Below are 21,867 nucleotides of genomic sequence, written 5' to 3'. Positions count from 1 at the left end.
GGAATAGAATATGCTGATTTTACAAGCAGAACGCGATAGTTTACTCAAACCGCTACAAGCCGTAACCGGCATTGTTGAACGTCGCCATACCTTACCGATACTGTCTAATGTATTACTGGAAAACCATCAGGGGCAAATTAAAATTCTGGCCACCGATCTGGAAATTCAGATTGATACCGTAGGGCCGAAAAGTGAAGCTGAGGACTTCCGCATCACCACCAATGCCAAAAAACTGCAAGATATTCTGCGCGCCCTGCCTGCCGGCGCCATAGTGTCACTGGGCTGGAGCAACAACCGTCTGGAGCTGAAAGCCGGTAAAAGCCGCTTTAATCTGCAAACCTTACCGGCAGAAGACTTCCCGCTGATGAGCGTTGGCGAAAATGTCGATGCTACCTTTACCCTGCCACAGGAAGCATTCCGCCAAATGCTGTCACAGGTACAGTACAGCATGGCTATTCAGGATATTCGTTATTACCTCAACGGCCTGCTGATGCAAACCGAAGGCAATCAGCTGCGACTGGTTGCCACCGACGGGCATCGTCTGGCCTATGCAGCCTGCAATATCGAAGCCGATTTACCTAAAGCAGAAGTCATTCTGCCGCGCAAAACCGTACTGGAGCTGTTTAAGCTACTCACCTTTCCCGAGCAGCCGATAACCATTGAACTTTTGAATAATCAAGTGCGTTTTCGCTGCAATGACACCATTATCGTTTCCAAAGTAGTGGATGGTAAATTTCCGGATTACAACCGTGTGATTCCACTAGACAACGATAAAATCTTTCTGGCCAATCGTACCGAGCTGCTGGGCGCACTGGAACGGGCTGCTATTTTAGCCAATGAAAAATTCCGCGGTGCCCGTCTGCAAATCCAACCCGGTCTGCTGAGCGTAACCTGTAACAATAACGAGCAGGAAGAAGCGCGCGAAGAACTGGAAATTGCCTATCAGGGCGATACACTGGAAGTGGGCTTTAACATCAACTACCTCATGGACGTATTGCGTAATGTGCATGTAGAAGACTTGCAGCTGGCTTTTGGTGATGCAAACCGCTCCACCCTGTTTACCATCCCCAACAATCCGAATTTCAAATATATTGTCATGCCGATGCGTATTTAAATACCATTCATACAATAGTTTAGCAACTGCCGTAAATCACCTTGCCGTTATGAAACCAGCAAACTGATTTACGGCAGTTTATTATTTACATTCAGCATTATTATCCATAAATAAAAATCAGACAAAACATCATGTTAAATATAACAACTGGATGAAAAAAAACTGATTTTCTGTTATAATAGTCTTTTGGTCAATTGCCCTGAAACAAGCTTGTTTACACAGGCAAACCGGAATTGCGTTTAGCATCAAATCCCGGCTACAGGTACATCATTTAACAGCATGACCGCTGCTCCAGATTTAGTAAAGAATTCTTATGACAGATCACAGCTCTGAAGATTACGGTGCCGACAGCATCAAAGTACTAAAAGGTTTAGATGCCGTGCGCAAACGTCCCGGCATGTATATTGGCGATACCCAAGATGGTACTGGCCTGCATCACATGGTATTTGAAGTTCTGGATAATGCCATTGACGAAGCACTGGGTGGTTATTGTGATCACATCACCGTAGCCGTGAATGCTGATAACTCCATTACCATCGAAGATAATGGTCGCGGTATTCCCACCGATATGCACCCGGAAGAACACCGTTCTGCCGCTGAAGTGATTATGACCATTCTGCATGCTGGCGGTAAATTTGATAACAATAGTTACAAAATTTCCGGCGGCTTGCATGGTGTAGGCGTTTCTGTAGTCAATGCCCTGTCTGACTGGCTGCGCCTGACTATCTATCGCAATAATAAAGAACACTTTGTTGAATTCCGCCGTGGTGATGTTGTGGCTCCGCTCGTTGTAGTAGGCGATACCGACAAACAGGGCACACGAGTACAGTTCTTAGCCAGTACCGATACCTTCGGCAATATCGATTACCACTTCGAGACTCTGGCCAAGCGCATCCGCGAACTGTCCTTTCTGAACAATGGCGTGAGCATCGAGCTTTTCGACAAGCGCGATGGCAAGCATGAAAACTTTGCCTTTAGTGGCGGTATTGCCGGCTTCGTACAATACATGAGCCGCAACAAAACAGCTTTACATGAAAAAGTTTTCTATGCTGCCGGTGAAAAAGATGGCATGAGCGTCGAATGTGCCATGCAATGGAACGACAGCTATCAGGAAAATGTACAGTGTTTCACCAACAATATTCCCCAACGTGATGGCGGCTCCCATCTGACTGCCTTGCGTCAAGTGATGACCCGTACCATCAACAACTACATTGAAGCGAACGAAGTAGCCAAAAAAGCCAAAGTAGACACCAATGGCGATGACATGCGCGAAGGATTAACCTGCGTATTATCCGTTAAACTGCCCGATCCCAAATTCTCATCTCAAACCAAAGACAAACTGGTTTCTGGCGAAATCGGCCCGGTGGTTAACGAAGTATTAAGCAAAGCCCTGTCTGAATTTCTGGAAGAAAACCCAACTGAAGCCAAAATCATTACCGGTAAAATTGTCGATGCGGCACGGGCGCGTGAAGCGGCACGTAAAGCACGTGAAATTACTCGGCGTAAAGGAGTGATGGATGGCTTGGGGCTGCCGGGCAAACTGGCAGACTGTCAGGAAAAAGACCCTGCTTTATCGGAATTGTATCTGGTCGAAGGGGATTCAGCCGGTGGTTCCGCCAAACAAGGACGTGACCGTAAATTTCAGGCCATCTTACCGCTGAAAGGTAAAATTCTGAATGTAGAAAAGGCTCGCTTTGAAAAAATGCTGGCCAGTCAGGAAGTGGCCACCTTAATCACCGCACTGGGTGCAGGCATCGGTAAAGAAGAATTCAACCCTGAAAAACTGCGTTACCATCGCATTATCATCATGACCGATGCCGACGTAGACGGCGCGCATATCCGTACCCTGCTGCTGACATTCTTCTACCGGCAAATGCCTGAGCTGGTAGAACGCGGTTATGTTTATATAGCCCAGCCCCCGCTTTACAAGGCCAAACACGGCAAACAAGAGCGCTACCTCAAAGACGAATTTGCAAAAGACCAATTCCTGCTCAGTCTGGCACTGGACAAGATACGGCTAATTATTGGCGACAACACCCTTGAGGGTAATGCCTTGGCCGAAATTGCCAAACAATATATTCTGACACAAAACATAATTATGCGTGAAAGTCGCATCATTGACAGTGCCGTACTGAATGCCCTGCTCTACTGGAATGAGAATCTGGATTTAAGCACCGTAGCCAGTGCCGAAAAAGCCGTACAAACATTAACCACACTGGTTAATGATGACAATATCAGGCTGGAACGCATTGGCGCTGACGATGAAGTGCAAATGATTAAAATCACCCGTCAATTGCACGGTAATCAGATGGTTAGCTATCTGGAGCAAAAATTTGCTGAAAGCCGTGCCTACCAGAATATTCGCCAGACGGCCGCCACCTTAAGCGGCATCATCGATGCGCCGATTGAAGTGGTTAAAGGTGACAATAGCAACAAAGTTACCGGCTTTGCTCAGGCACTGGACTTACTGATGACTACCGCCCAGAAAGGGCTAAGTATTCAGCGTTATAAAGGGCTGGGCGAGATGAACCCCGAACAGCTATGGGAAACCACCATGGATCCCACCGTACGCCGGCTGCTGAAAGTCAGAATCGAAGACGCGATGGCTGCGGATGATGTCTTTGTTACCCTGATGGGTGATGAAGTTGAACCACGGCGCGCATTTATCGAAAACAACGCCTTAAATGCGCAGGTAGATATTTAAATCACCTTATCACACCAAAAGGATGGCTCAGCCATCCTTTTTTTGTTACTAGTATTGCTCAATTGGCTGTACCACTATTATTGCTTTAAAAGTCATCCTGTTACCATTACAATGAGTTGCTCTATTGTTGGCCTAAGCCACTGTGCTTACTATTATCAACTCAGGTTACAGGATGATTCAGTGATTATGTCAGTACTCTAGTGCTATAGCATTTACGCTGGGGCTTCCCAAATGTTTTAATCGCATCAGAAAACTCGGCTATAAATGGAATCATAAACGTGTGTATCGGGTGTATTGTGAATTAAAGCTTAATCTCAGGGTAAAGCATAAACAACGCATTCCTCCACGAAGCCCGGAAAGGCTATCAGTACCGAATAAACAAGATGGATGCTGGTCAATGGATTTTATGAGTGACAGCGGTCGCAATCAACGCAGATTTAGAACTTTCAATGTGATAGATGACTTTAATCGTGAGGCACTAGGCATTGATATTGCGGTCAGTTTACCAGCTGGCAGGATTACCTGTTATCTGGATAAACTGGCCGAATATCATGGTTATCCACTAAAAATACGAGTAGATAATGGACCGGAATTCACCGGAAACACGTTTACTAATTGGGCAAAATCACATGGTATAACTATAGAGTACATCAAACCCGGCAGCCCATATCAAAATGGCTTTATTGAACGATTTAACCGTTCGTACCGTACAGGGGTATTGGATTTATATCTATTTAATGATCTGGAACAGGCAAGGAAAGTAGTCGAAGAATGGCTAACGTTTTATAATACTGAAAGACTTTATGAAGCACTAAATAATATGACGCCGATTGAGTATAAAATCCTGAGACAAGCAGTATTATTTTCTACGTCAGTTTTGTACTAACTATGGGGTATTTAAACCTTCTCAAGAAAACAAATATAAGATAAAATAGCAAGGTGATGTTAAAGAGAAATTTATGAGTAAAAAACATACATATATAAGTCTTTTTTCATCTGCTGGAGTGGGATGTTATGGGTTTAAATTAAATGATTATGAATGTATTGCAACTAATGAGTTAATTGAAAGAAGAATTAATATCCAAAAAATTAATAAAAAGTGTCGATTTGATTCTGGATATATTAATGGTGATATTAAACAAGATGAAACCAAACAACGCATTTATCAAGAAGTCCAGCGTTGGCAAAAATTAGGTAATGATCGTGTTGATGTAGTTATTGCAACACCTCCTTGCCAAGGTATGAGCGTGGCTAACCATAAGAAAAAAGAAAATGAGATTGAGCGAAACAGTCTTGTAGTTGAAAGCGTAAATATGATAAAGCATATTCGTCCATGTTTTTTTATTTTAGAAAATGTCCAAGCATTTTGGAAAACAGGTTGTATGAATAATCAAGGCGAAGTGGTTGCTATTGGTGATTTAATTTTAGCTGAATTGGCAACAAATTATCAGGTTGAACACCGAATTATCAATTTTAAGAACTATGGTTCAAACTCATCTCGCACAAGAACTTTAGTAATTGGGGTAGATAAAAACTTATTACTTTCACCTAGTCAATTTTTTCCTGACGAACGTGATGAAGTTACTCTTGAGCAAGTAATTGGCAATATGAAATCTCTTGATTGGGGGGAATATGATAATAATGATTTTTATCATAGTTTTCGTGTTTACCCTGAACATATGAGAGCTTGGATAACAGATATTAAGCAAGGACAAAGTGCTTTTGATAATGTCGAATTAAGTAAACGTCCTCATAAAATTGTAAATGGTAAAATAATTCTTAACAAATCCAAAAATGGTGATAAATACACTCGCCAACTTTATGATAAAGTTGCCCCGTGTATCCATACTAGAAATGATCAACTAGCAAGTCAGAATACTGTGCATCCAATAGATGATCGTGTCTTTTCTATTCGTGAATTAATGAAATTAATGACTATTCCTGATCAGTTTAAATGGATTGATATATCATTAGAAACATTGAATAATTTACCTTTAGTAGAAAAACAAAAAATTTCTAAGAAAAATGAGATGAATATTCGTCAAAGTATTGGTGAAGCTGTACCAACAGCAATATTTAAAACAGTTGCAGAAAAGATTAAGCAAGTAATTTGATATGACAGAGAAAGAAATATTACAACTAATCAAAAAACATCAACTTAATGATGAGAATTGTTTATCTAATTACCTTTTATCGCAATTCAAAAATAATACTATAGATACCACAGTACTTTCTCGTATTATTGAATTGAGTAATAGTGAAAGAGAAAATCACTCTGCTTATTATACAAATCCTTTTATTATTCAAGAAATCATTAACTATTTACCTGATTTTGTAGAAAAATCTCAACTACATATTTGTGAACCATCAGTTGGTGCAGGTAATTTCTTACCTTTCTTGTTTGAGAAATATAAACATATCCCGAAAGTAAAAGTCACGTTAATCGATATTAACCCAAAAACTTTAGAATGGGTAAAATTGATTTATAGTCAACAACGATTACCAAATAATATTGAACTCGAATTTATTTGTGATGATTTTATGCTATATCAACCAGAGAGAAGGTTTGATTTAATTATTGGCAATCCACCATTTACAAAGCTCAAAAAAACAGACTTTAGTTTTTTTGATATAGAAAATTACAGCCAAAATATCAAAAATCTCTCGGCCTTTTTTCTAGAAAAATCGTTACAATGTGCAGACGTTATTTCTTTGGTTATGCCCAAAAATTTACTAAACACCCCAGAATATAAGGAAACAAGAAAAAAGTTAACAAATAGCAAGATTCAATCTATTTTAGATTTTGGTGAATTAGGTTTTAAGGGTGTATTAATAGAAACAATCAATATAATTTGTAACTTGAAAGAAAATGATCAAAAAAATATTGATGTATATTCTTTACCTAAAGAACTAAAATTAAACCAGAAAGCAAATTATATTTTTGACTCTGCTTTACCTTATTGGGTTATATATAGGGATCAAGATTTTGATAAGGTATTTAAAAAGTTAAAATTTAACAAGTTTACTGTTTTCAGAGATCGTCAGATTACAAATAAAAATTCATCGTTAATTAAAAATCATTCAGAACAAGTTCGAATTTTAAAATCAAGAAATATTAGCGATTTAGGTAACAAAATTATAGATATAGAAAATTATGATGCTTATATTGATCAAACTGAACTATTAAAATTATCCGTTGCTAAATATCTTGATCGTGAAGATGTTTATTTAACACCTAATATGACCTATAAGCCTAGATTAATGCGAAAACAAAAAGGTTACATTATGAATGGTTCAGTTGCAGTTTTAATACCTAAATTTTCATACCATCTATCAGATGATGAGTTAAAATACTATGCAAGTTCTGAATTCAGACATTTTTATCAAATTGCAAGAAATTATCAGACAAGATCGTTAAATATTGATACCAATAGCGTCTTTTGGTTTGGTTTAAAAATAGGAATATAAAATGAGTACTATCCAGATTCAAAATTTCTTATCAAAATATAATTACGATGTGAGACTATCAGGTAATGCGCGTTGGATTGATCAAAAATGCACTTATGATGTCGTGCAAATTATTGCTGACTGTATTCTAGAATATACACAATCAAGCACATCAATCCCTTTTACAGTTAAAGATATTTGGGATAGTAAATATGCTCAGGAAAATGTGCAAGCCATATTTTCAAAACCAGATCCTAGCCAAAAATCACGCAATGAATATGATAAGTATTTTGGACAACCTATTAAGTTACTTGCTTATAGTCAAGTTTTGATTGAAACTAAAGTTGGTACCAGATACTCATATGAAATTAACAACCTTGAATTATTAAAAGATATTGCTTTACGTCCATTAAATACATTGAATTTTCTTACTCTTTATATCGAAAAAGTATTAGTAGACAGTGAGTTGGCAGCTAGTTTTAATTATTTTCTTGAAAGACAAGATAAAGAGAGCTATCAACAATTAAAAGAAACGTTTACATTATTCACGATAACCCATACACCAATTAATGGTAGTACAGAGTGTGGAAGAATTTTTTCAAAGGTCATTAACCCATTAGCATTCAAATATAAAAAGTGTGGAACAAAAAAAGGATATATTTCCGAAAACCTGATTACATTGCAAGATATCACTTATAATCGCTCAAACTGGCGAGATGAACTATCAGGAAAGTCGAAACAAATTTCACGTCAAGAACATCAATCGCTAGAACATCTGCCATCAAAGAATTACCGAGAATATTTGGTGCAAAAAGCGAAAAAAGATGTGCGTAAATTCAATGATAAATATCGCAACGGAAAATCTGAAATTTATCAATTAGGTGAAAATATTTTAGCAAGCCAAATTCATCATATTTTCACAAAGTCTGATTTCCCTGAAATTGCAGATTACCTTGAAAATTTAATTGCTATAACACCAAATCAACATTTTTGTATGGCTCACCCTGAAAATAAGACCACTTATATAGATAAAAATTTTCAGTATATCTGCTTAATTGCTAAATGTTCATCTATTATGGAAAATTTAACTCATTCAAAAGGCCTGAAAATCTATGATTTTGAAGATTATTGCTTTGTATTAAATGTTGGCTTTAAAACCGATAAATTTGATTATATTCGTCCATTAGATTTTGCATCTATAATTAAACAAATTGATTTTTTCTGTAGTGATTGTTTAGGGGGAGTATATTCAGATCTTGTGGAAAAGAATTATCCAAAAATATAAAAACTAGAAAATATTTCCTATCTAGATTTTACATTTAATAATATGTATTCATTACATTAATTTCTTAAATTACTGTAAACAACGTGAGTAATTACTACAAATAATGTAACTATCCCCTAAAATAGTACAGCCAAAAAGTAGAAAATTCTCTCCATTAACCCATAGAGGATTTAATCATGAAAAAAATGTCTGAACATCAGATCGTAGCTATTTTAAAAGAAGCTGAAGCTGGTATTCCTGTCAAGGAACTCTGTCGTAATTATGGCATGGGTAATTCAACTTTCTATAAATGGCGGGAAAAATACAGCGGAATGGAAATTTCAGATATCAAACGTTTAAAGGAACTGGAAGCTGAAAACCGTAAGCTTAAACAGATGTTTGCCGAACTGAGCTTAAAATCCCAGCTTCAGGAAGAAATCATAAAAAAGCTTTAGTGCCCACAAAGGCACGTAAAGCTTGGGCTGTACAACTACAAGAAGGTCATTCTGTTACTATTGCTATGAGCTACGCTATTGTTGGCTTAAGTCGCTGTGCTTACTATTATCAACCCAAGTTACCGGATGATTCAGTGATTATGTCAGTACTAAGTGCTGTTACCGATAAACATTTACGCTGGGGCTTTCCCAAGTGTTTTAATCGCATCAGAAAGCTCGGCTATAAATGGAATCATAAACGTGTGTATCGGGTGTATTGTGAATTGAAACTTAATCTGAGGGTAAAGCGTAAACAATGGATTCCTCCACGAAGCCCAGAAAAACTATCAGTACCCAATAAACAAGGTGAATGCTGGTCAATGGATTTTATGAGTGACAGCAGTCGCAATCAACGGCGTTTCAGAACTTTCAATGTGATAGACGACTTTAATCGTGAGGCACTGGGCATTGATATTGCGGTCAGTTTACCGGCTGGCAGGATTACTCGTTACCTGGATAAACTAGCTGAATATCATGGTTATCCACTAAAAATACGAGTAGATAATGGACCGGAATTCACCGGAAATACGTTCACTTATTGGGCAAAGTCACATGGTATAACTATAGATTATATTCAACCAGGCAGCCCATATCAAAATGGGTATATTGAACGATTTAATCGTACCTATCGCACAGAAGTATTGGATTTATATCTATTTAATAATCTGGAACAAGCAAGAAAGATAACTGAAGAATGGCTAACCCTTTATAACACTGAAAGACCGCATGAGGCATTAAATAATATGACACCGATTGAGTATAAAACTCTAAAACAAGCAGCATTATTTTCTACCTAAACCTTGTACTAAGTTTGGGGTATTTACATTTTAAGTGTCAACAAAAAATTTACACATATTGGATAAAATTGCAAAATAACAACAGATTAGGAATTTCCAACCACCTTACAAAATTAACACTTATTTATACTTTATACAAAATTCGTCTTATAAACCGTATACGCATAAATCGCAAGCTTACGCATAAGTGCCACAATAATAACTTTCGGCATCTTACCATTCTCCCGCAACCTAGCTACAAAATCAGGATACAAATTCCTTGAATAAGCAACCACTGCGGGCATATACAATGCAGCCCTATACTCAGGCTTGCCAACTTTAGATACACGCCCCGCACCTTTCAACGATGTGCCAGATTCCATCTTGCGAGGATTCAAGCCAAGATAGGCTACAAACTGATTCGCAGATTCAAACGCATTACTAGAAGCCAAAACCGATAATAAAACCGCACTGGAATTAAAACCAATACTCGGAATTGTCTGCAACAACTTAGGCTTACAGTCTAAATCTGCGTTACCCTCAAAAAATGCTTCCAACATCTTCTTCACTTCCAACAACTGAGCATCGAAATGCGCTATATTGGACTCAACAAAATGCCTTACCAGCGCCGGAACCTCCAACAGCTTCACGCGTTCAGATACTCTTTGTTTCCTTAAACGATAATACATGCTTACCAATAGCCTTAATTCCGCCACTGATTCATCTAATGGGCTATACAACCTTGGCTTCATAGCTTGGCAATAATCGGCTATTAACAACGCATCACGCTTATCAGACTTCATACGCAATATACTGGCTTTAGCAAAATAATGAACCTTAGCCGGATTCTCTACAGATACGCGCACATCATTAGCACCCAGAAAATCAACCAGTGATTGCCAATATGCCCCAGTAGCCTCCAGACATACATGCACATCATCATACAGAGCCAACAAACTCATCATAACCAGCCCGACTATTCTGCACTTTCAGATAAACTTCATCGTCAGCATCAAGCACACAACAATCCAACGTTTTCTTGCTTACATCTATTCTTACATAAATCATTGATTTAAGATTATATTAAGCTTCAAACAGCTAAGTTACAGTCCTATTTACTTCTGATTATAAAAAAGATGGCATAGCCATCCTTTTTTATTGCAATGATTATATTCAGTAGCCAGTCTGAGCTGGCTAAATACCTGATACAGTAAAACCAGCTAAATCATCAGCCTTTGACACAGATAACCTGACGCAATTGATGCCTGATTTCCACCAGCTCCTGCTGCGCCTGCATTACGGCATCGATATCTTTGTACGCCAGTGGAATTTCGTCGATGACTTCTGCATCTTTACGGCACTCTACATGGGCGGTAGCCTGCATCTGGTCGGCAACGGTAAATCTCCTTTTGGCTTCGGCGCGGCTCATTACCCGCCCTGCCCCATGCGAACAGGAATGAAAGCTTTCGGTGTTTCCCAAACCGCGCACGATATAACTTTTTGCCCCCATTGAGCCCGGAATAATCCCCAATTCGCCCTCGCGTGCAGAAACAGCACCCTTACGGGTAACAAATACATTCTTACCAAAGTGCTGTTCTTTCTGCACGTAGTTATGATGGCAGTTTATGGTTTGCAGATGCGTGGTAAATGGCACATTAATTACTTGGCGTAATGCAGCAATGGTGTTGTGCATCATCACTTCACGGTTTACGCGGGCAAAGTCCTGCGCCCAATGCACAGCTTGCAGATAATCACGACAATATTCGGTGCCTTCGGCAAAATACGCCAGATCGTTATTGGGCAGATAGGTATCAATAAAATATTTTTTCATTTCTTTTTGCGCCAGCTCACTGAAATATTTGCCAATGGCATGGCCAATACCACGTGAACCGCTGTGCAGCATAATCCATACCTGATCAGTTTCATCCAGACAAATTTCGATAAAGTGATTACCGCTGCCCAGTGTACCCAGATGATGCAAGCTATTGGCTTTTAAAAAGCGCGGATATTTGCTGGTGAGTTTTTCAAAGCCGGGCAATAACTGCTGCCAGTACGCTTGTACAATCGGTGGCGGATTATGCCAGCTACCTTTATCATATTTTTTATTACCGGGGGTAGAGCCATGTGGTACGGCTTTTTCAATCGCCTGCCGCAATGGCATTAAGTCTTCCGGCAAATCCTGTGCGGTAAGTGATAATTGCACAGCCATCATGCCACAGCCGATATCTACGCCAACCGCAGCCGGAATAACTGCGCCGGTAGTAGGAATCACGCTACCTATGGTAGAGCCTCGTCCCAGATGTACATCCGGCATTACGGCAATATGTTTAAAAATAAAGGGCAGTTCTGCGGTTTGCAGCAATTGTGCTTTGGCAGTATCTTCTACGGGTACACCTTTAGTCCACATTTTTACCGGACGGGTTTTATTTTCTTTTAATACTTCATATTTTTGCATTTTTATCTTTCATTATTTTTCTGTTTAATCAATCAGTATGGTTTAAGCGGCTATTTCGCCGGGATGTTGATCAGACCATGTAATAACTGATCCAGACCGCCTATAACTGAAATTTTATCGATGCGTTCGGCAATTCGTTCCAGTGTTTCCATTTCTTTCAGGCGCAAAGCCACTGGATTGCTTTCCATTACTCTGGCGGTATTCAGCAGGGAGCGGGTGGCGGAAGTTTCTTCGCGGCGACGGATTACATTTGCCTGTGCCGCTTTTTCAGCCTCCACTACCTGCGCCAGTATGGTTTTCATGTCGCCCGGCAGAATTATGTCTTTCACGCCTACGCTAATGGTTTCAATTCCATAGCCTGTCATGTTCGCCTGCATATGCGCATTGATGACTTCGTCAATCACATCTTTGTTTTCCAGTAATTCATCCAGTGTGCGGGTACCAATTGCTTCGCGTAAGGCAAATTGCAATTGCCGGTACAAGAGTTCCACCGGCTGGGCAGCTTTGGCAAAAGCAGTTAATACATCGGTATAGCACCAGTTGGCTACCAGATTGATACGCAGATTGACTTTGTCACGGGTCAGAATTTCCTGTCCGGAAATTTCGACAGTCTGCAAGCGTGTATCGACGATTTCAACGCTGATTTCGCGGTTAAAGCGCCAGTAAGCGGTGATGCCAGCATCCAGTAGCTGTTCCACTTTACCATTTACTTTTAATACGCCAACATGATAGGCCGGTACCTGTGCAATCAGCACGCTGCTGTCACCAATCACTTCTTTTTGACGCAATTTAGGCTGTAATAACTGCTGTACCATTTGCTCAGATAGCTGATAGCCGGCAGCCAGCTCAATAGTCTGCATGTGCTGCTTGCAGTTATTCTGCCAATATAATCGTTTTGTTCCCGGCGGCAGGATTTCTACCAGCAGGTCATCCTCGAAGCGTAATCCGGCCTGATTAGCGCCTACCTGCATCTGTACACAGTATTGCTGCATCTGTTCTGGTGCATTCTGCTCAATCGTGGCCGCCAGCAGGTCATCGATACGGTTGTCCTGTAATTTGAATTTTCCCAATACAAGTTTATGTTTGAATTCACATAAGCCTATTACGGATTTTGGCGGAATAATCTGTACAAACTGGTTATCTACGAATAGTGTGCCAATCTGCTCATCTACAAAATAATGCAGTTTGATATTGTCGATACCGGTAATTAATCTGGCGGTATTTTTGGCCTGTATCAGTTCCAGCGCTATTTCATCCGGCAGGCGGTAGCCCTGCTGCAAAGTGACTTTTTTAATCGATTGCGCCTTATAACTCTGCCAGTACAGTGCTTTGGTAGAGGGCATGATAATCTCTACCAGCATGTTTTCTTCATAGCGCAGGGCAATTTCATTATCGGCAACGTTAACGATATGGCAATATTTTTCTACTAGCTGCGGATAAAAATTAAGTAGCTTTTCAGCGATGTTCGGTTCGATTTCGGTATCGGCCAAATCTACCGGATAATAAGTTATTGCTGAAAAGGGATCCCAGAAAGTATGCCGGCCAGCGCTAACGATGGTGTTGATTTCATCCCGTTTATTTACAACAGCCAGCTCACCTTTTTTTACATCGATTATGGTTAACATATTCATTCTCCAGTCTATTGCAGCCAGTAAATCGGATGAACACAATCAAATGGATTAAGTAACGGAATAACAGGGGAAAGATTGATAACCTTAATCTGATTACTGCCTGATTATGGTTAATAAATTTTTTGCCTGCTATCCGGTTTTTTTACCCAGACAAAAACAACGATGTTGAGTTTGTTCGGTTAACCGGTTTTTCCTGTGCCTAAGCTTTTGCTACTCTGCTTATTCCCATTTACTGGCTGGTATTGCTTAATACGACAAGTATTACTACGTGGTTTTTGAAACAGGAATCGAACCTGTCACAGATTGGTTAGGTGCCAATTGCTCTATCCAGTGAGCTATTCAAAAATACTCCGTGAAAGGGAGGTGTCTTTCATACTCAGGAATACATGTTGATAATGCAAATAAATTGGCCTTGCGGCGAATCCGGCAGCATTCGCTATGCACCTGACTGCCATATCAGACAGCATGTATTGCAGACACAGGCTTTATTGCAATTACTGTACCAACAGGTAAATTTTTTAGATATTTTTTATAAACTATTAATTTTCTTAATTAAATAATTATACTTTTAAATTATTTGCCAGATCTTTATTGATTAAATCCAGCATGATTTTATAAATTTATATATAATTTTATTTATATTTATAAACCAGTAAAACAATCCTATGAACAGGAAAAACGTTGTATTCGGCTTTTTAGGTAATGTGCTTGACCAGCGCGGTAAAGGCAGAAAACGCTGGGGGCGCTGGCGGCCAACAGTTGATGTCTGTAATCATCCGGAACTACCGGTATCCCGCTTTGAGCTGCTTTATCAGGTCAATGATAATGAGTTACTGGCTGAAATTATTCAGGATATTAAAACCATTGCCCCGGATACACAGGTTAATCCGGTAGCAGTGCATATACATGACCCGTGGGATTTTGAGGAGGTGTATACCTGTTTACTGGATTTAGCTAAAAGCTATCAATTTGATTACGAACAGGAAAATTATTATTTAAATATTACTACCGGCACGCACGTTATGCAGATTTGCTGGTTTCTGCTGGCAGAATCACGCTTTTATCCGGCCAGACTGCTGCAATTATCGCCGACCAAAGGAGCAGCACGGCATGAAATGGCGTTAGCTGAGCCGGCAGCGCATCAACAGTTATGCTGCCGCGGACAAATCAATATCATTGACCTGAATCTGAATCGTTACGACCAGATTCTGACTCGCTTTCAGCAATACGCCAGCCAAGCCACTGAATTACTTAAATCCGGCATTGCTACCAGAAACCAGCACTATAACCAATTGATTACTGAAATAGAGCAGGTAGCCAGCCGCTCCCATGCGCCCATCCTGCTATGTGGCCCTACCGGCGCCGGTAAATCCTTTCTTGCCCGGCAAATTTATCAGCTTAAGCTGAATAAGCATCAGATAAGTGGCCAGTTTGTGGAAATTAACTGCGCTACGCTGAGCGGTGATAATGCCATGTCAACTTTGTTTGGTCATAGCAAAGGGGCTTATACCGGTGCAGTTATGCCCAGAAGCGGGTTACTCAAAGAGGCTGATAACGGCCTTTTGTTTCTGGATGAAATCGGTGAACTGGGGCTGGATGAGCAGGCGATTTTGTTAAAAGCTATCGAAGAAAAACATTTTTACCCTTTGGGTTCGGATAAGCTGGTCTCCAGCCGCTTTCAGTTGATTGCCGGCACTAATAAAGATTTAAAACAGGCAATTGCCTGTGGTACGTTCAGGGAAGATTTATACGCGCGGATTAATTTATGGAGTTATCAATTACCCGGGCTGGCAGAACGCAAAGAGGATATTGAGCCGAATATTGATTTTGAGCTGGCGCGCTATGCACAGGAATATGGCACCATGCCACGCTTTAATCAGCAATCCAGAACCCGCTATGTAAACTTTGCTACTTCGGCCAGCGCGCTATGGACAGGTAATTTCCGCGAACTCACTGCTTCCATTACCCGCATGGCTACACTGGCCACGCAAGGTAATATCACTTTGACACAGGTTGAAGATGAAATTCAGCGCCTACAGCAACACTGGCAGCAGGCTACGCCCTCTCATACACTGATTCCGGCTGCAATTGATGAATTCGACCGCTATCAGTTGGAAAAGGTAATTGAAGTATGCCGTAAAAGCCGAACGCTATCCGAGGCCGGCCGTTATCTGTTTGCTGTATCGCGGGCACAGAAACAACGCGCCAATGATGCCGACAGGCTGAAAAAATATCTGGCCAAGTTTGATTTAAGCTGGGAGCAGATAAAAGAAAGATAGTGGTCATTACGTAATTTAAAGACAGCATAACTGCTTAAATTTGAATATGAGGTAATTTATCGGAAACGATTATTCTTGATAACTTACCTCAAAATCATAACCACAAAAAATCAGACTGCCGGCAAAACGGTAAGCAGGCAGTCATTCGATTAACACACCATGCGCTGTAGCAGTTTTTTAAACTCTTCACCCACCAGAGGATGCTTCATTCCATACGCTACTGTTGCTTCCAGATAGCCAAGCTTATCGCCACAATCATAGCGTCTGCCAGCAAAAGCATAAGCAATCATTTTCTGCTCGGTGAGCAAGCGGGCAATCGCATCGGTTAACTGGATTTCTCCGCCCGCCCCGCGCGGTAAATTAGTGAGAAAATCAAAAATGCGGGCAGATAAAATATAGCGTCCCACTACCCCCAGATGCGAAGGTGCTTCGTCTGGATGCGGTTTTTCCACAATACTTTTGACATAATCAAAGCTATCTTCGCGGGCGGTTTCTACAATACCGTAAGCTCCAGTCTGTTGGGGATCGACATTTTCCACACCAAGCACATTACAACCAGTACGGTGATAAGCATCCATCATCTGGCTTAATGCGCCGGACTGGGCATCAATCAAGTCATCGGCGAGCACTACGGCAAAGTTTTCTTTGCCCACAGCAGCACGGCTGCACAACACCGCATGTCCCAGTCCCAGCGCAGCCGGCTGGCGAATATACAGACAGGTGACATTAGGTGGCAGGATATCCTGCACAAAATCGAGTAATTTATTCTGATTGCGATAAGCCAGCTCGGTTTCCAGCTCATATGCCTTATCAAAATGATCTTCTATACAGCGTTTGTTACGGCCGGTAATGAATACCAGCTCGGTACAGCCGGCAGCAACGGCTTCTTCCACTGCATACTGAATCAGTGGTTTATCCACTATCGGCAGCATTTCTTTCGGGCTGGCTTTGGTAGCCGGTAAAAAGCGTGTTCCCATACCTGCTACCGGAAACACACATTTACGGATTGGTTCTGTTTTCATCTGCTTCTATTCTTTAATTCCTAACATAGCCATCAACGCAGCCTGATCCAGTATGGTAACACCCAGCGCCTCGGCTTTGCTCAATTTGCTGCCGGCTTCAGCACCAGCCACGACAAAATCGGTTTTTTTCGACACACTGCTACTGACTTTGCCACCGGCTTCCTCGATGTGCTGCTGCGCCACATCCCGCGACCAGTCTGGTAATGTGCCGGTTAACACAAAAGTTTTACCGGCAACAGCTTCATTGGCCGCCGGCGCTATTTCTTCTGGCTCGCCGGCAAGTAATTGCTCACGTAAAGCAATGGTTTTTTGCAGTAATAAGCGGTTTTCCGGCTGGGTGCACCAGTGTTGCCAGCTTTCCGGTAAAGCTTTATCTGTTAATAGCTGCGACCAGTCCATCCCCACCAGTTGCCACAGTTTCTGCGCCCGCGTTTCGGTTAAGCCCGCACCGGGCAGGCGTGCCAGTACCCGCTCAGGGGCAAAATATTCACGCAGCGGTATCCGGCGGGTTTCTGCCTGTGGTTCTACGCCCGCATCAAGCAATTCCTGCAATTGACCAGTCTGATCTTCCTGACTGAAAAAATACGCTACCGAATGCGCCACAACAGTACCGATATCCGGCAAACAGGCCAGTAATGGTTCAGTAGCCTGAGTTAGCGTGGACAAATCGCCAAACGCCTGTGCTAATTGCTTGGCAGTGCGTTCACCCACATGAAAGATACCTAAAGCATAGATAAGATTGGCCAGCGGACGCTGGCGGCTGGCTTCGATGCCGGCCAGAATATTTTCTGCCCAGCGGGAAGGTTGCTGTTTGGCCGCCTTACCGGTAGTGACTAAGGCCAGTTCATCCGCCGCTGCTTCTGCACTATCCGCTGCTTCCTGTTTGGCCTGCTGTTTCATAGCCAGCAAATCAGCCAGTTGCAAACGGTACACATCGGCAAAATGATGCACACGTCCCTGTGCTACCAACAGCTCAATCTGCCGTTCGCCCAGATTTTCAATATCCATCGCTCGGCGTGATGCAAAGTGAATCAGTGCCTGCACCCGTTGTGCCTGACATAACATGCCACCACTACAGCGCACCACAGCCTCCCCCTCTTCACGCACAATTTCATGTCCACAAACCGGACAATGTTGCGGCATACGGAAAGGCGGAAACTTGGGTACGGCCTGTGCCGGCGTGAGCAAATCTGTCTTTTCTTCCACCATTGGTCGCTGTGCCAGTACCACAGACACAATTTCCGGAATCACATCACCGGCACGCCGTACAATGACGGTATCACCCTCACGTACATCCTTACGCTGTGCTTCACCTTCGTTATGCAAAGTGGCATTGGTGACAGTTACACCGCCAACAAATACCGGCGTTAAACGCGCTACCGGGGTAATTGCACCAGTACGTCCAACCTGTACATCAATTGCTTCAACTGTGGTGAGCATTTCTTCAGCCGGAAATTTCTGCGCAATGGCAAACCTTGGTGCCCGCGCCACATAACCCAGTTGTTCCTGTTGTGCCAGATTATCCACTTTGATTACCACACCATCGATACCAAACGGCAAATCTGCGCGTATTTGATAAATATGCTCATAAAAAGCGAGCACTTTTTTGATATCAGCCTGATAACACAAGGTATTCTGTGGCGGCACGGTCAAGCCCCAACGTGCCAGCAGCGCCAGCTCTTCACTGTGACTATCCGCTACAAAATGCTCGTCCAGTCTGGCAATTCCGTAAGCGTAAAAGTGCAGACGCCGGCGTGCAGTAATTTTCGGATCTAGCTGACGCAAACTGCCGGCCGCTGCATTGCGCGGATTGGCAAATGTTTTCTGATTTTCGGCCTGCTGATGTGCATTAAGCCGCTCAAAATCCGCTTTCAGCATCAGCACTTCACCGCGCACTTCCAGTACATCGGGCATATTATCCCCATGCAGACGCAAAGGAATATTTACAATGGTACGCACGTTAGCGGTGACATCCTCACCGGTATAGCCATCACCACGGGTTGATGCTTGCACCAGCAGACCATCGCGATAAAGCAAGCTGATGGCCAGACCATCAAATTTCGGTTCGACAATATATTCAGGCTCCGCACCCAGACCATCGCGCACGCGCTTATCAAAAGCATACATTTCACTATGGTCAAACTGATTATTATCGTCCAGTGGCGAAAACGCATTATTCAGTGACAACATGGGAATCTGATGCACCACAGCAGTAAATTTTTGCTGTGCGCGCCCGCCCACGCGCATACTGGGACTATCTGGCTGGCGCCATTGCGGATACTGCTCTTCCAGAGCCTGTAATTCGCGGAACAGCCGGTCATATTCGGCATCCGGTACAGTAGGCGCATCCAGATCATAATACTCATGTGCATAGCGATTAAGCAGTGCAGTTAAATCAATAATTTGCTGTTCGCTTACTGTATCCATTCCGGTTATTCCTTCAGACAGCTATAAAGAAAATGGCAACCCCCATTCTGCGGCTTGCCATCTCATCACAAAATTAACAATACAGGCAATATCAGGAAAACAGCCTTTTCGTCAGCTCACTTCCGGGCTTCAACTCAACCTGCTTCATTTCCTTCTGCCGTTCCACTACATAGCGGCGTACTTCACGCAGCCATTCCGTAGACAGCTCTTCAACTTTATCATTGACCAGATCCAAGCTCAGCTGGCTGGAAAGCTTAACCGCCATATCCATAAACTGATCAAAACATTTTTCGCCGTTCGGTATGTGTACTATATCAAATAACATACTGAATCCACGATAATTTTGATTTGCTAACAATGTTGCCGTAAACGGTGAGTTATCCAGCGTTACAATATTGAACAAAGGTTCACCATTACTATCGGCATAATAGAATGCCCCATCATGCCCCAGTTCAAAACCCAGTTTCTCAACCGCTGTACGCAACTCCATACCACTTACATTCGTGCGTGACACCAGATGAATAGCAATTGTCTGATCAACCCGTGCACACAGCTCATCCAACGGCCGCGCCACATTCAGGAAAGTATTAATATCCGTTAACAGTAATTGGCCATCCATTTGCTCAGCAAAACGATTAGCCTGTTCACCAAAATGTGCCAGCTCTTCATGCGTGAGCAAACCACTGCGGCTAATGGCCTGCAAACCAACCACAAAACCCTGATAATAAACACTGGGAATCGGTTCAGCCACCTGATAACGGTCATCCATGGTACAGCCCACCAGCCGAAAACGTGAACGGCTGCTCAAACGCGGCATGGCGTGCAACTCTTTGGGTTCGTACAAGGCAATATAGGCCAGATAGTCAAAACGCATATCAAACCATGGCAGCGGCTGTTTAGACATATCGCGCACATCCAGTAAGGTTTTACGGCCTTTTATCGGCATAGTCCGTGATAATGGTTCCATATCGCTGCGTACGGCCGGATTTTCTGAGCTTGCCTCTTTCTCATCGGCCACGGCTACCGGTTGCGCAGCAGTAACGGCATCATCCTGTATGCAGCTATCACTGGCCTCTGGCACAGTTTGCTTATCAGTAGCCACAGGTTCAGGCTGCGCTTCAGATGCATCAGCAGCAGTATCTGCCTCATTTACTGGCGGCATCGTATTGCCATTTGGCACAGACTGCACCTGAGTGCCATCACGTACCGAGCTCACCTGACTGTCCAGTAAGGCATCCTTATTGGCATGTCCAAACTGATCACGCAATTGTTTGCGGTATTGGCTTTCCTGATAAATATTGTAGATCAGCACTGCCAGAATGAACGCCGCACCCACTACCAACACAATCAATACAGAATCACTCATTACATTCCTACTAGGCAATTTGCGGAAGCCGCAGGTTAATTAACAGTTAAACAGAATTATAACCAAAAATACCCCCGCCGGCAGCCTTAAACTATAGCGGCCACTGATATTGCGTTATCACCGGCAAACCCCATGCACGCAACCGGTGCCATTGAAAAAAATGCCCCGGATCGGACTTTCGCCCCGGTGCTATATGCTGATGCCCAGTGATAGCCTGAATCGGGTAGTGCCTACACAGTACCTGCAATAATTCATTTAACTGCATATACTGAGATTCTGTAAACGGCTCAAAATCACAGCCTTCCAGCTCAATCCCAATTGAAAATGCGTTACAGCCTTCACGTCCGTCAAAACGCGACACTCCCGCCTGAAAAGCCGCATCATCACAGGAAACAAACTGGGTTAATGCCCCGCTGCGCTCAAGCAGGAAATGGCTTGATACTCGCAAATTGATAAGCGAACGCATAAAATCATCCGGCTCATCCGGCTTAATCTGATTAGTAAACAGACGCTGCACAGCCTGTTGTCCATATTCAAACGGTGGCAGGGAAATATTATGTAATACCACCAGCGATACCTCAGCCGGCTGCGGGCGCTGGCTGAAATTCGGTGACGGCATATGCGTACACTGCTGCAACCAGCCGTCTGCCCATAGTGGCTTTTGTTCGCCCTGCATCCTCTTCGCCTTTATAATAAAAGTCCCTACCTTAATACAGCTTTGTTTAATCGTCCACATTTAGCAAAAAGTCAGGTCAGAATCTGTACACGATAATAATTAACCAGAAACAGGCCAGAACAGCCTATATGCACAGCTAGCAAAATTAGATTTTTCTGTTAAAGAAACAGCCACATATACAATCGCACATATAAAACACTTGCCAAGTACGC

Annotated in this window: 15 protein-coding genes and 1 tRNA gene; 8 read left to right on the top strand and 8 right to left on the bottom strand. The window is 42.4% G+C overall.

Annotated elements, in window-relative coordinates:
- Positions 1 to 10 precede the first annotated feature (10 nt).
- The 7 genes from dnaN to MJ761_RS05775 all read left to right on the top strand — a co-directional run bounded on the left by dnaN (position 11) and on the right by MJ761_RS05775 (position 9,820).
- Positions 11 to 1,114, top strand: coding sequence for a DNA polymerase III subunit beta (gene dnaN, locus MJ761_RS05805; RefSeq protein WP_093091921.1), 1,104 nt, complete (start codon positions 11 to 13; stop codon positions 1,112 to 1,114).
- A gap of 313 nt (positions 1,115 to 1,427) precedes the next feature.
- Positions 1,428 to 3,818, top strand: a complete 2,391-nt coding sequence (gene gyrB, locus MJ761_RS05800; RefSeq protein ID WP_093091919.1) for a DNA topoisomerase (ATP-hydrolyzing) subunit B — start codon at positions 1,428 to 1,430, stop codon at positions 3,816 to 3,818.
- Between the two features lie 205 nt (positions 3,819 to 4,023).
- Positions 4,024 to 4,704 carry an IS3 family transposase gene (locus MJ761_RS05795; RefSeq protein ID WP_141683416.1) on the top strand — a complete coding sequence of 227 codons (681 nt, stop codon included), beginning with the start codon at positions 4,024 to 4,026 and terminating at the stop codon, positions 4,702 to 4,704.
- A gap of 73 nt (positions 4,705 to 4,777) precedes the next feature.
- A complete protein-coding gene (locus tag MJ761_RS05790; RefSeq protein WP_218060204.1) occupies positions 4,778 to 5,932 on the top strand; it encodes a DNA cytosine methyltransferase in 1,155 nt (384 codons plus the stop codon).
- A 1-nt stretch (position 5,933) separates the two neighbouring features.
- The gene (locus MJ761_RS05785) at positions 5,934 to 7,286 is read left to right on the top strand and encodes an Eco57I restriction-modification methylase domain-containing protein (RefSeq protein WP_218060203.1); all 1,353 of its coding nucleotides are present in this window, start codon (positions 5,934 to 5,936) and stop codon (positions 7,284 to 7,286) included.
- A gap of 1 nt (position 7,287) precedes the next feature.
- A complete protein-coding gene (locus tag MJ761_RS05780; protein WP_093091915.1) occupies positions 7,288 to 8,550 on the top strand; it encodes a restriction endonuclease in 1,263 nt (420 codons plus the stop codon).
- 176 nt (positions 8,551 to 8,726) lie between these two features.
- Positions 8,727 to 9,820 (top strand): IS3 family transposase gene (locus MJ761_RS05775; RefSeq protein ID WP_369796846.1). Its coding sequence is split into 2 segments (ribosomal slippage): positions 8,727 to 8,970 and positions 8,970 to 9,820, totalling 1,095 coding nucleotides; the frame shifts between segments, so codons are not numbered across the junction.
- A 131-nt stretch (positions 9,821 to 9,951) separates the two neighbouring features.
- Here the strand turns inward: MJ761_RS05775 and MJ761_RS05770 are convergent.
- From MJ761_RS05770 to MJ761_RS05755, 4 genes are all read right to left on the bottom strand, one after another.
- On the bottom strand, positions 9,952 to 10,764 hold the full coding sequence (locus MJ761_RS05770) for an IS110 family transposase (RefSeq protein ID WP_093091913.1): 813 nt from the start codon (positions 10,762 to 10,764) through the stop codon (positions 9,952 to 9,954).
- Between the two features lie 263 nt (positions 10,765 to 11,027).
- On the bottom strand, positions 11,028 to 12,254 hold the full coding sequence (locus MJ761_RS05765; protein WP_093091911.1) for an RtcB family protein: 1,227 nt from the start codon (positions 12,252 to 12,254) through the stop codon (positions 11,028 to 11,030).
- Positions 12,255 to 12,304: 50 nt separating this feature from the next.
- Positions 12,305 to 13,879, bottom strand: coding sequence for a slipin family protein (locus MJ761_RS05760; RefSeq protein WP_239392871.1), 1,575 nt, complete (start codon positions 13,877 to 13,879; stop codon positions 12,305 to 12,307).
- Positions 13,880 to 14,154: 275 nt separating this feature from the next.
- Positions 14,155 to 14,230 (bottom strand) — tRNA-Arg (locus MJ761_RS05755).
- A gap of 320 nt (positions 14,231 to 14,550) precedes the next feature.
- Between MJ761_RS05755 and rtcR the strand changes: the two genes are divergently transcribed.
- Positions 14,551 to 16,164, top strand: a complete 1,614-nt coding sequence (rtcR, locus tag MJ761_RS05750) for an RNA repair transcriptional activator RtcR (RefSeq protein WP_093091909.1) — start codon at positions 14,551 to 14,553, stop codon at positions 16,162 to 16,164.
- A 149-nt stretch (positions 16,165 to 16,313) separates the two neighbouring features.
- Here the strand turns inward: rtcR and galU are convergent, their stop codons facing one another.
- The 4 genes from galU to ampD all read right to left on the bottom strand — a co-directional run bounded on the left by galU (position 16,314) and on the right by ampD (position 21,655).
- Positions 16,314 to 17,186 carry a UTP--glucose-1-phosphate uridylyltransferase GalU gene (gene galU / locus MJ761_RS05745; protein ID WP_093091907.1) on the bottom strand — a complete coding sequence of 291 codons (873 nt, stop codon included), beginning with the start codon at positions 17,184 to 17,186 and terminating at the stop codon, positions 16,314 to 16,316.
- A 6-nt stretch (positions 17,187 to 17,192) separates the two neighbouring features.
- The gene (gene ligA / locus MJ761_RS05740) at positions 17,193 to 19,613 is read right to left on the bottom strand and encodes an NAD-dependent DNA ligase LigA (RefSeq protein WP_093091905.1); all 2,421 of its coding nucleotides are present in this window, start codon (positions 19,611 to 19,613) and stop codon (positions 17,193 to 17,195) included.
- Between the two features lie 91 nt (positions 19,614 to 19,704).
- Positions 19,705 to 20,964 carry a cell division protein ZipA C-terminal FtsZ-binding domain-containing protein gene (locus MJ761_RS05735; RefSeq protein ID WP_176715067.1) on the bottom strand — a complete coding sequence of 420 codons (1,260 nt, stop codon included), beginning with the start codon at positions 20,962 to 20,964 and terminating at the stop codon, positions 19,705 to 19,707.
- 106 nt (positions 20,965 to 21,070) lie between these two features.
- The gene (gene ampD, locus MJ761_RS05730) at positions 21,071 to 21,655 is read right to left on the bottom strand and encodes a 1,6-anhydro-N-acetylmuramyl-L-alanine amidase AmpD (RefSeq protein ID WP_093091901.1); all 585 of its coding nucleotides are present in this window, start codon (positions 21,653 to 21,655) and stop codon (positions 21,071 to 21,073) included.
- Positions 21,656 to 21,867: the final 212 nt, after the last annotated feature.

This window comes from Snodgrassella communis (assembly GCF_914768045.1).
In the GTDB taxonomy this organism is placed as follows: Bacteria; Pseudomonadota; Gammaproteobacteria; order Burkholderiales; family Neisseriaceae; genus Snodgrassella; species Snodgrassella communis.
This window is presented reverse-complemented; position numbering and strand designations above follow the sequence as displayed.

What these genes read in the sequence shown, in the direction of transcription:
- ampD (WP_093091901.1), bottom strand. Translation starts at nt 21,655, where the DNA reads ATGCAGGGCGAACAAAAGCCACTATGGGCAGACGGCTGGTTGCAGCAG.
- MJ761_RS05780 (WP_093091915.1), top strand. Translation starts at nt 7,288, where the DNA reads ATGAGTACTATCCAGATTCAAAATTTCTTATCAAAATATAATTACGAT.
- ligA (WP_093091905.1), bottom strand. Translation starts at nt 19,613, where the DNA reads ATGGATACAGTAAGCGAACAGCAAATTATTGATTTAACTGCACTGCTT.
- MJ761_RS05790 (WP_218060204.1), top strand. Translation starts at nt 4,778, where the DNA reads ATGAGTAAAAAACATACATATATAAGTCTTTTTTCATCTGCTGGAGTG.
- dnaN (WP_093091921.1), top strand. Translation starts at nt 11, where the DNA reads ATGCTGATTTTACAAGCAGAACGCGATAGTTTACTCAAACCGCTACAA.
- MJ761_RS05785 (WP_218060203.1), top strand. Translation starts at nt 5,934, where the DNA reads ATGACAGAGAAAGAAATATTACAACTAATCAAAAAACATCAACTTAAT.
- gyrB (WP_093091919.1), top strand. Translation starts at nt 1,428, where the DNA reads ATGACAGATCACAGCTCTGAAGATTACGGTGCCGACAGCATCAAAGTA.
- MJ761_RS05770 (WP_093091913.1), bottom strand. Translation starts at nt 10,764, where the DNA reads ATGATGAGTTTGTTGGCTCTGTATGATGATGTGCATGTATGTCTGGAG.
- rtcR (WP_093091909.1), top strand. Translation starts at nt 14,551, where the DNA reads ATGAACAGGAAAAACGTTGTATTCGGCTTTTTAGGTAATGTGCTTGAC.
- galU (WP_093091907.1), bottom strand. Translation starts at nt 17,186, where the DNA reads ATGAAAACAGAACCAATCCGTAAATGTGTGTTTCCGGTAGCAGGTATG.
- MJ761_RS05765 (WP_093091911.1), bottom strand. Translation starts at nt 12,254, where the DNA reads ATGCAAAAATATGAAGTATTAAAAGAAAATAAAACCCGTCCGGTAAAA.
- MJ761_RS05760 (WP_239392871.1), bottom strand. Translation starts at nt 13,879, where the DNA reads ATGTTAACCATAATCGATGTAAAAAAAGGTGAGCTGGCTGTTGTAAAT.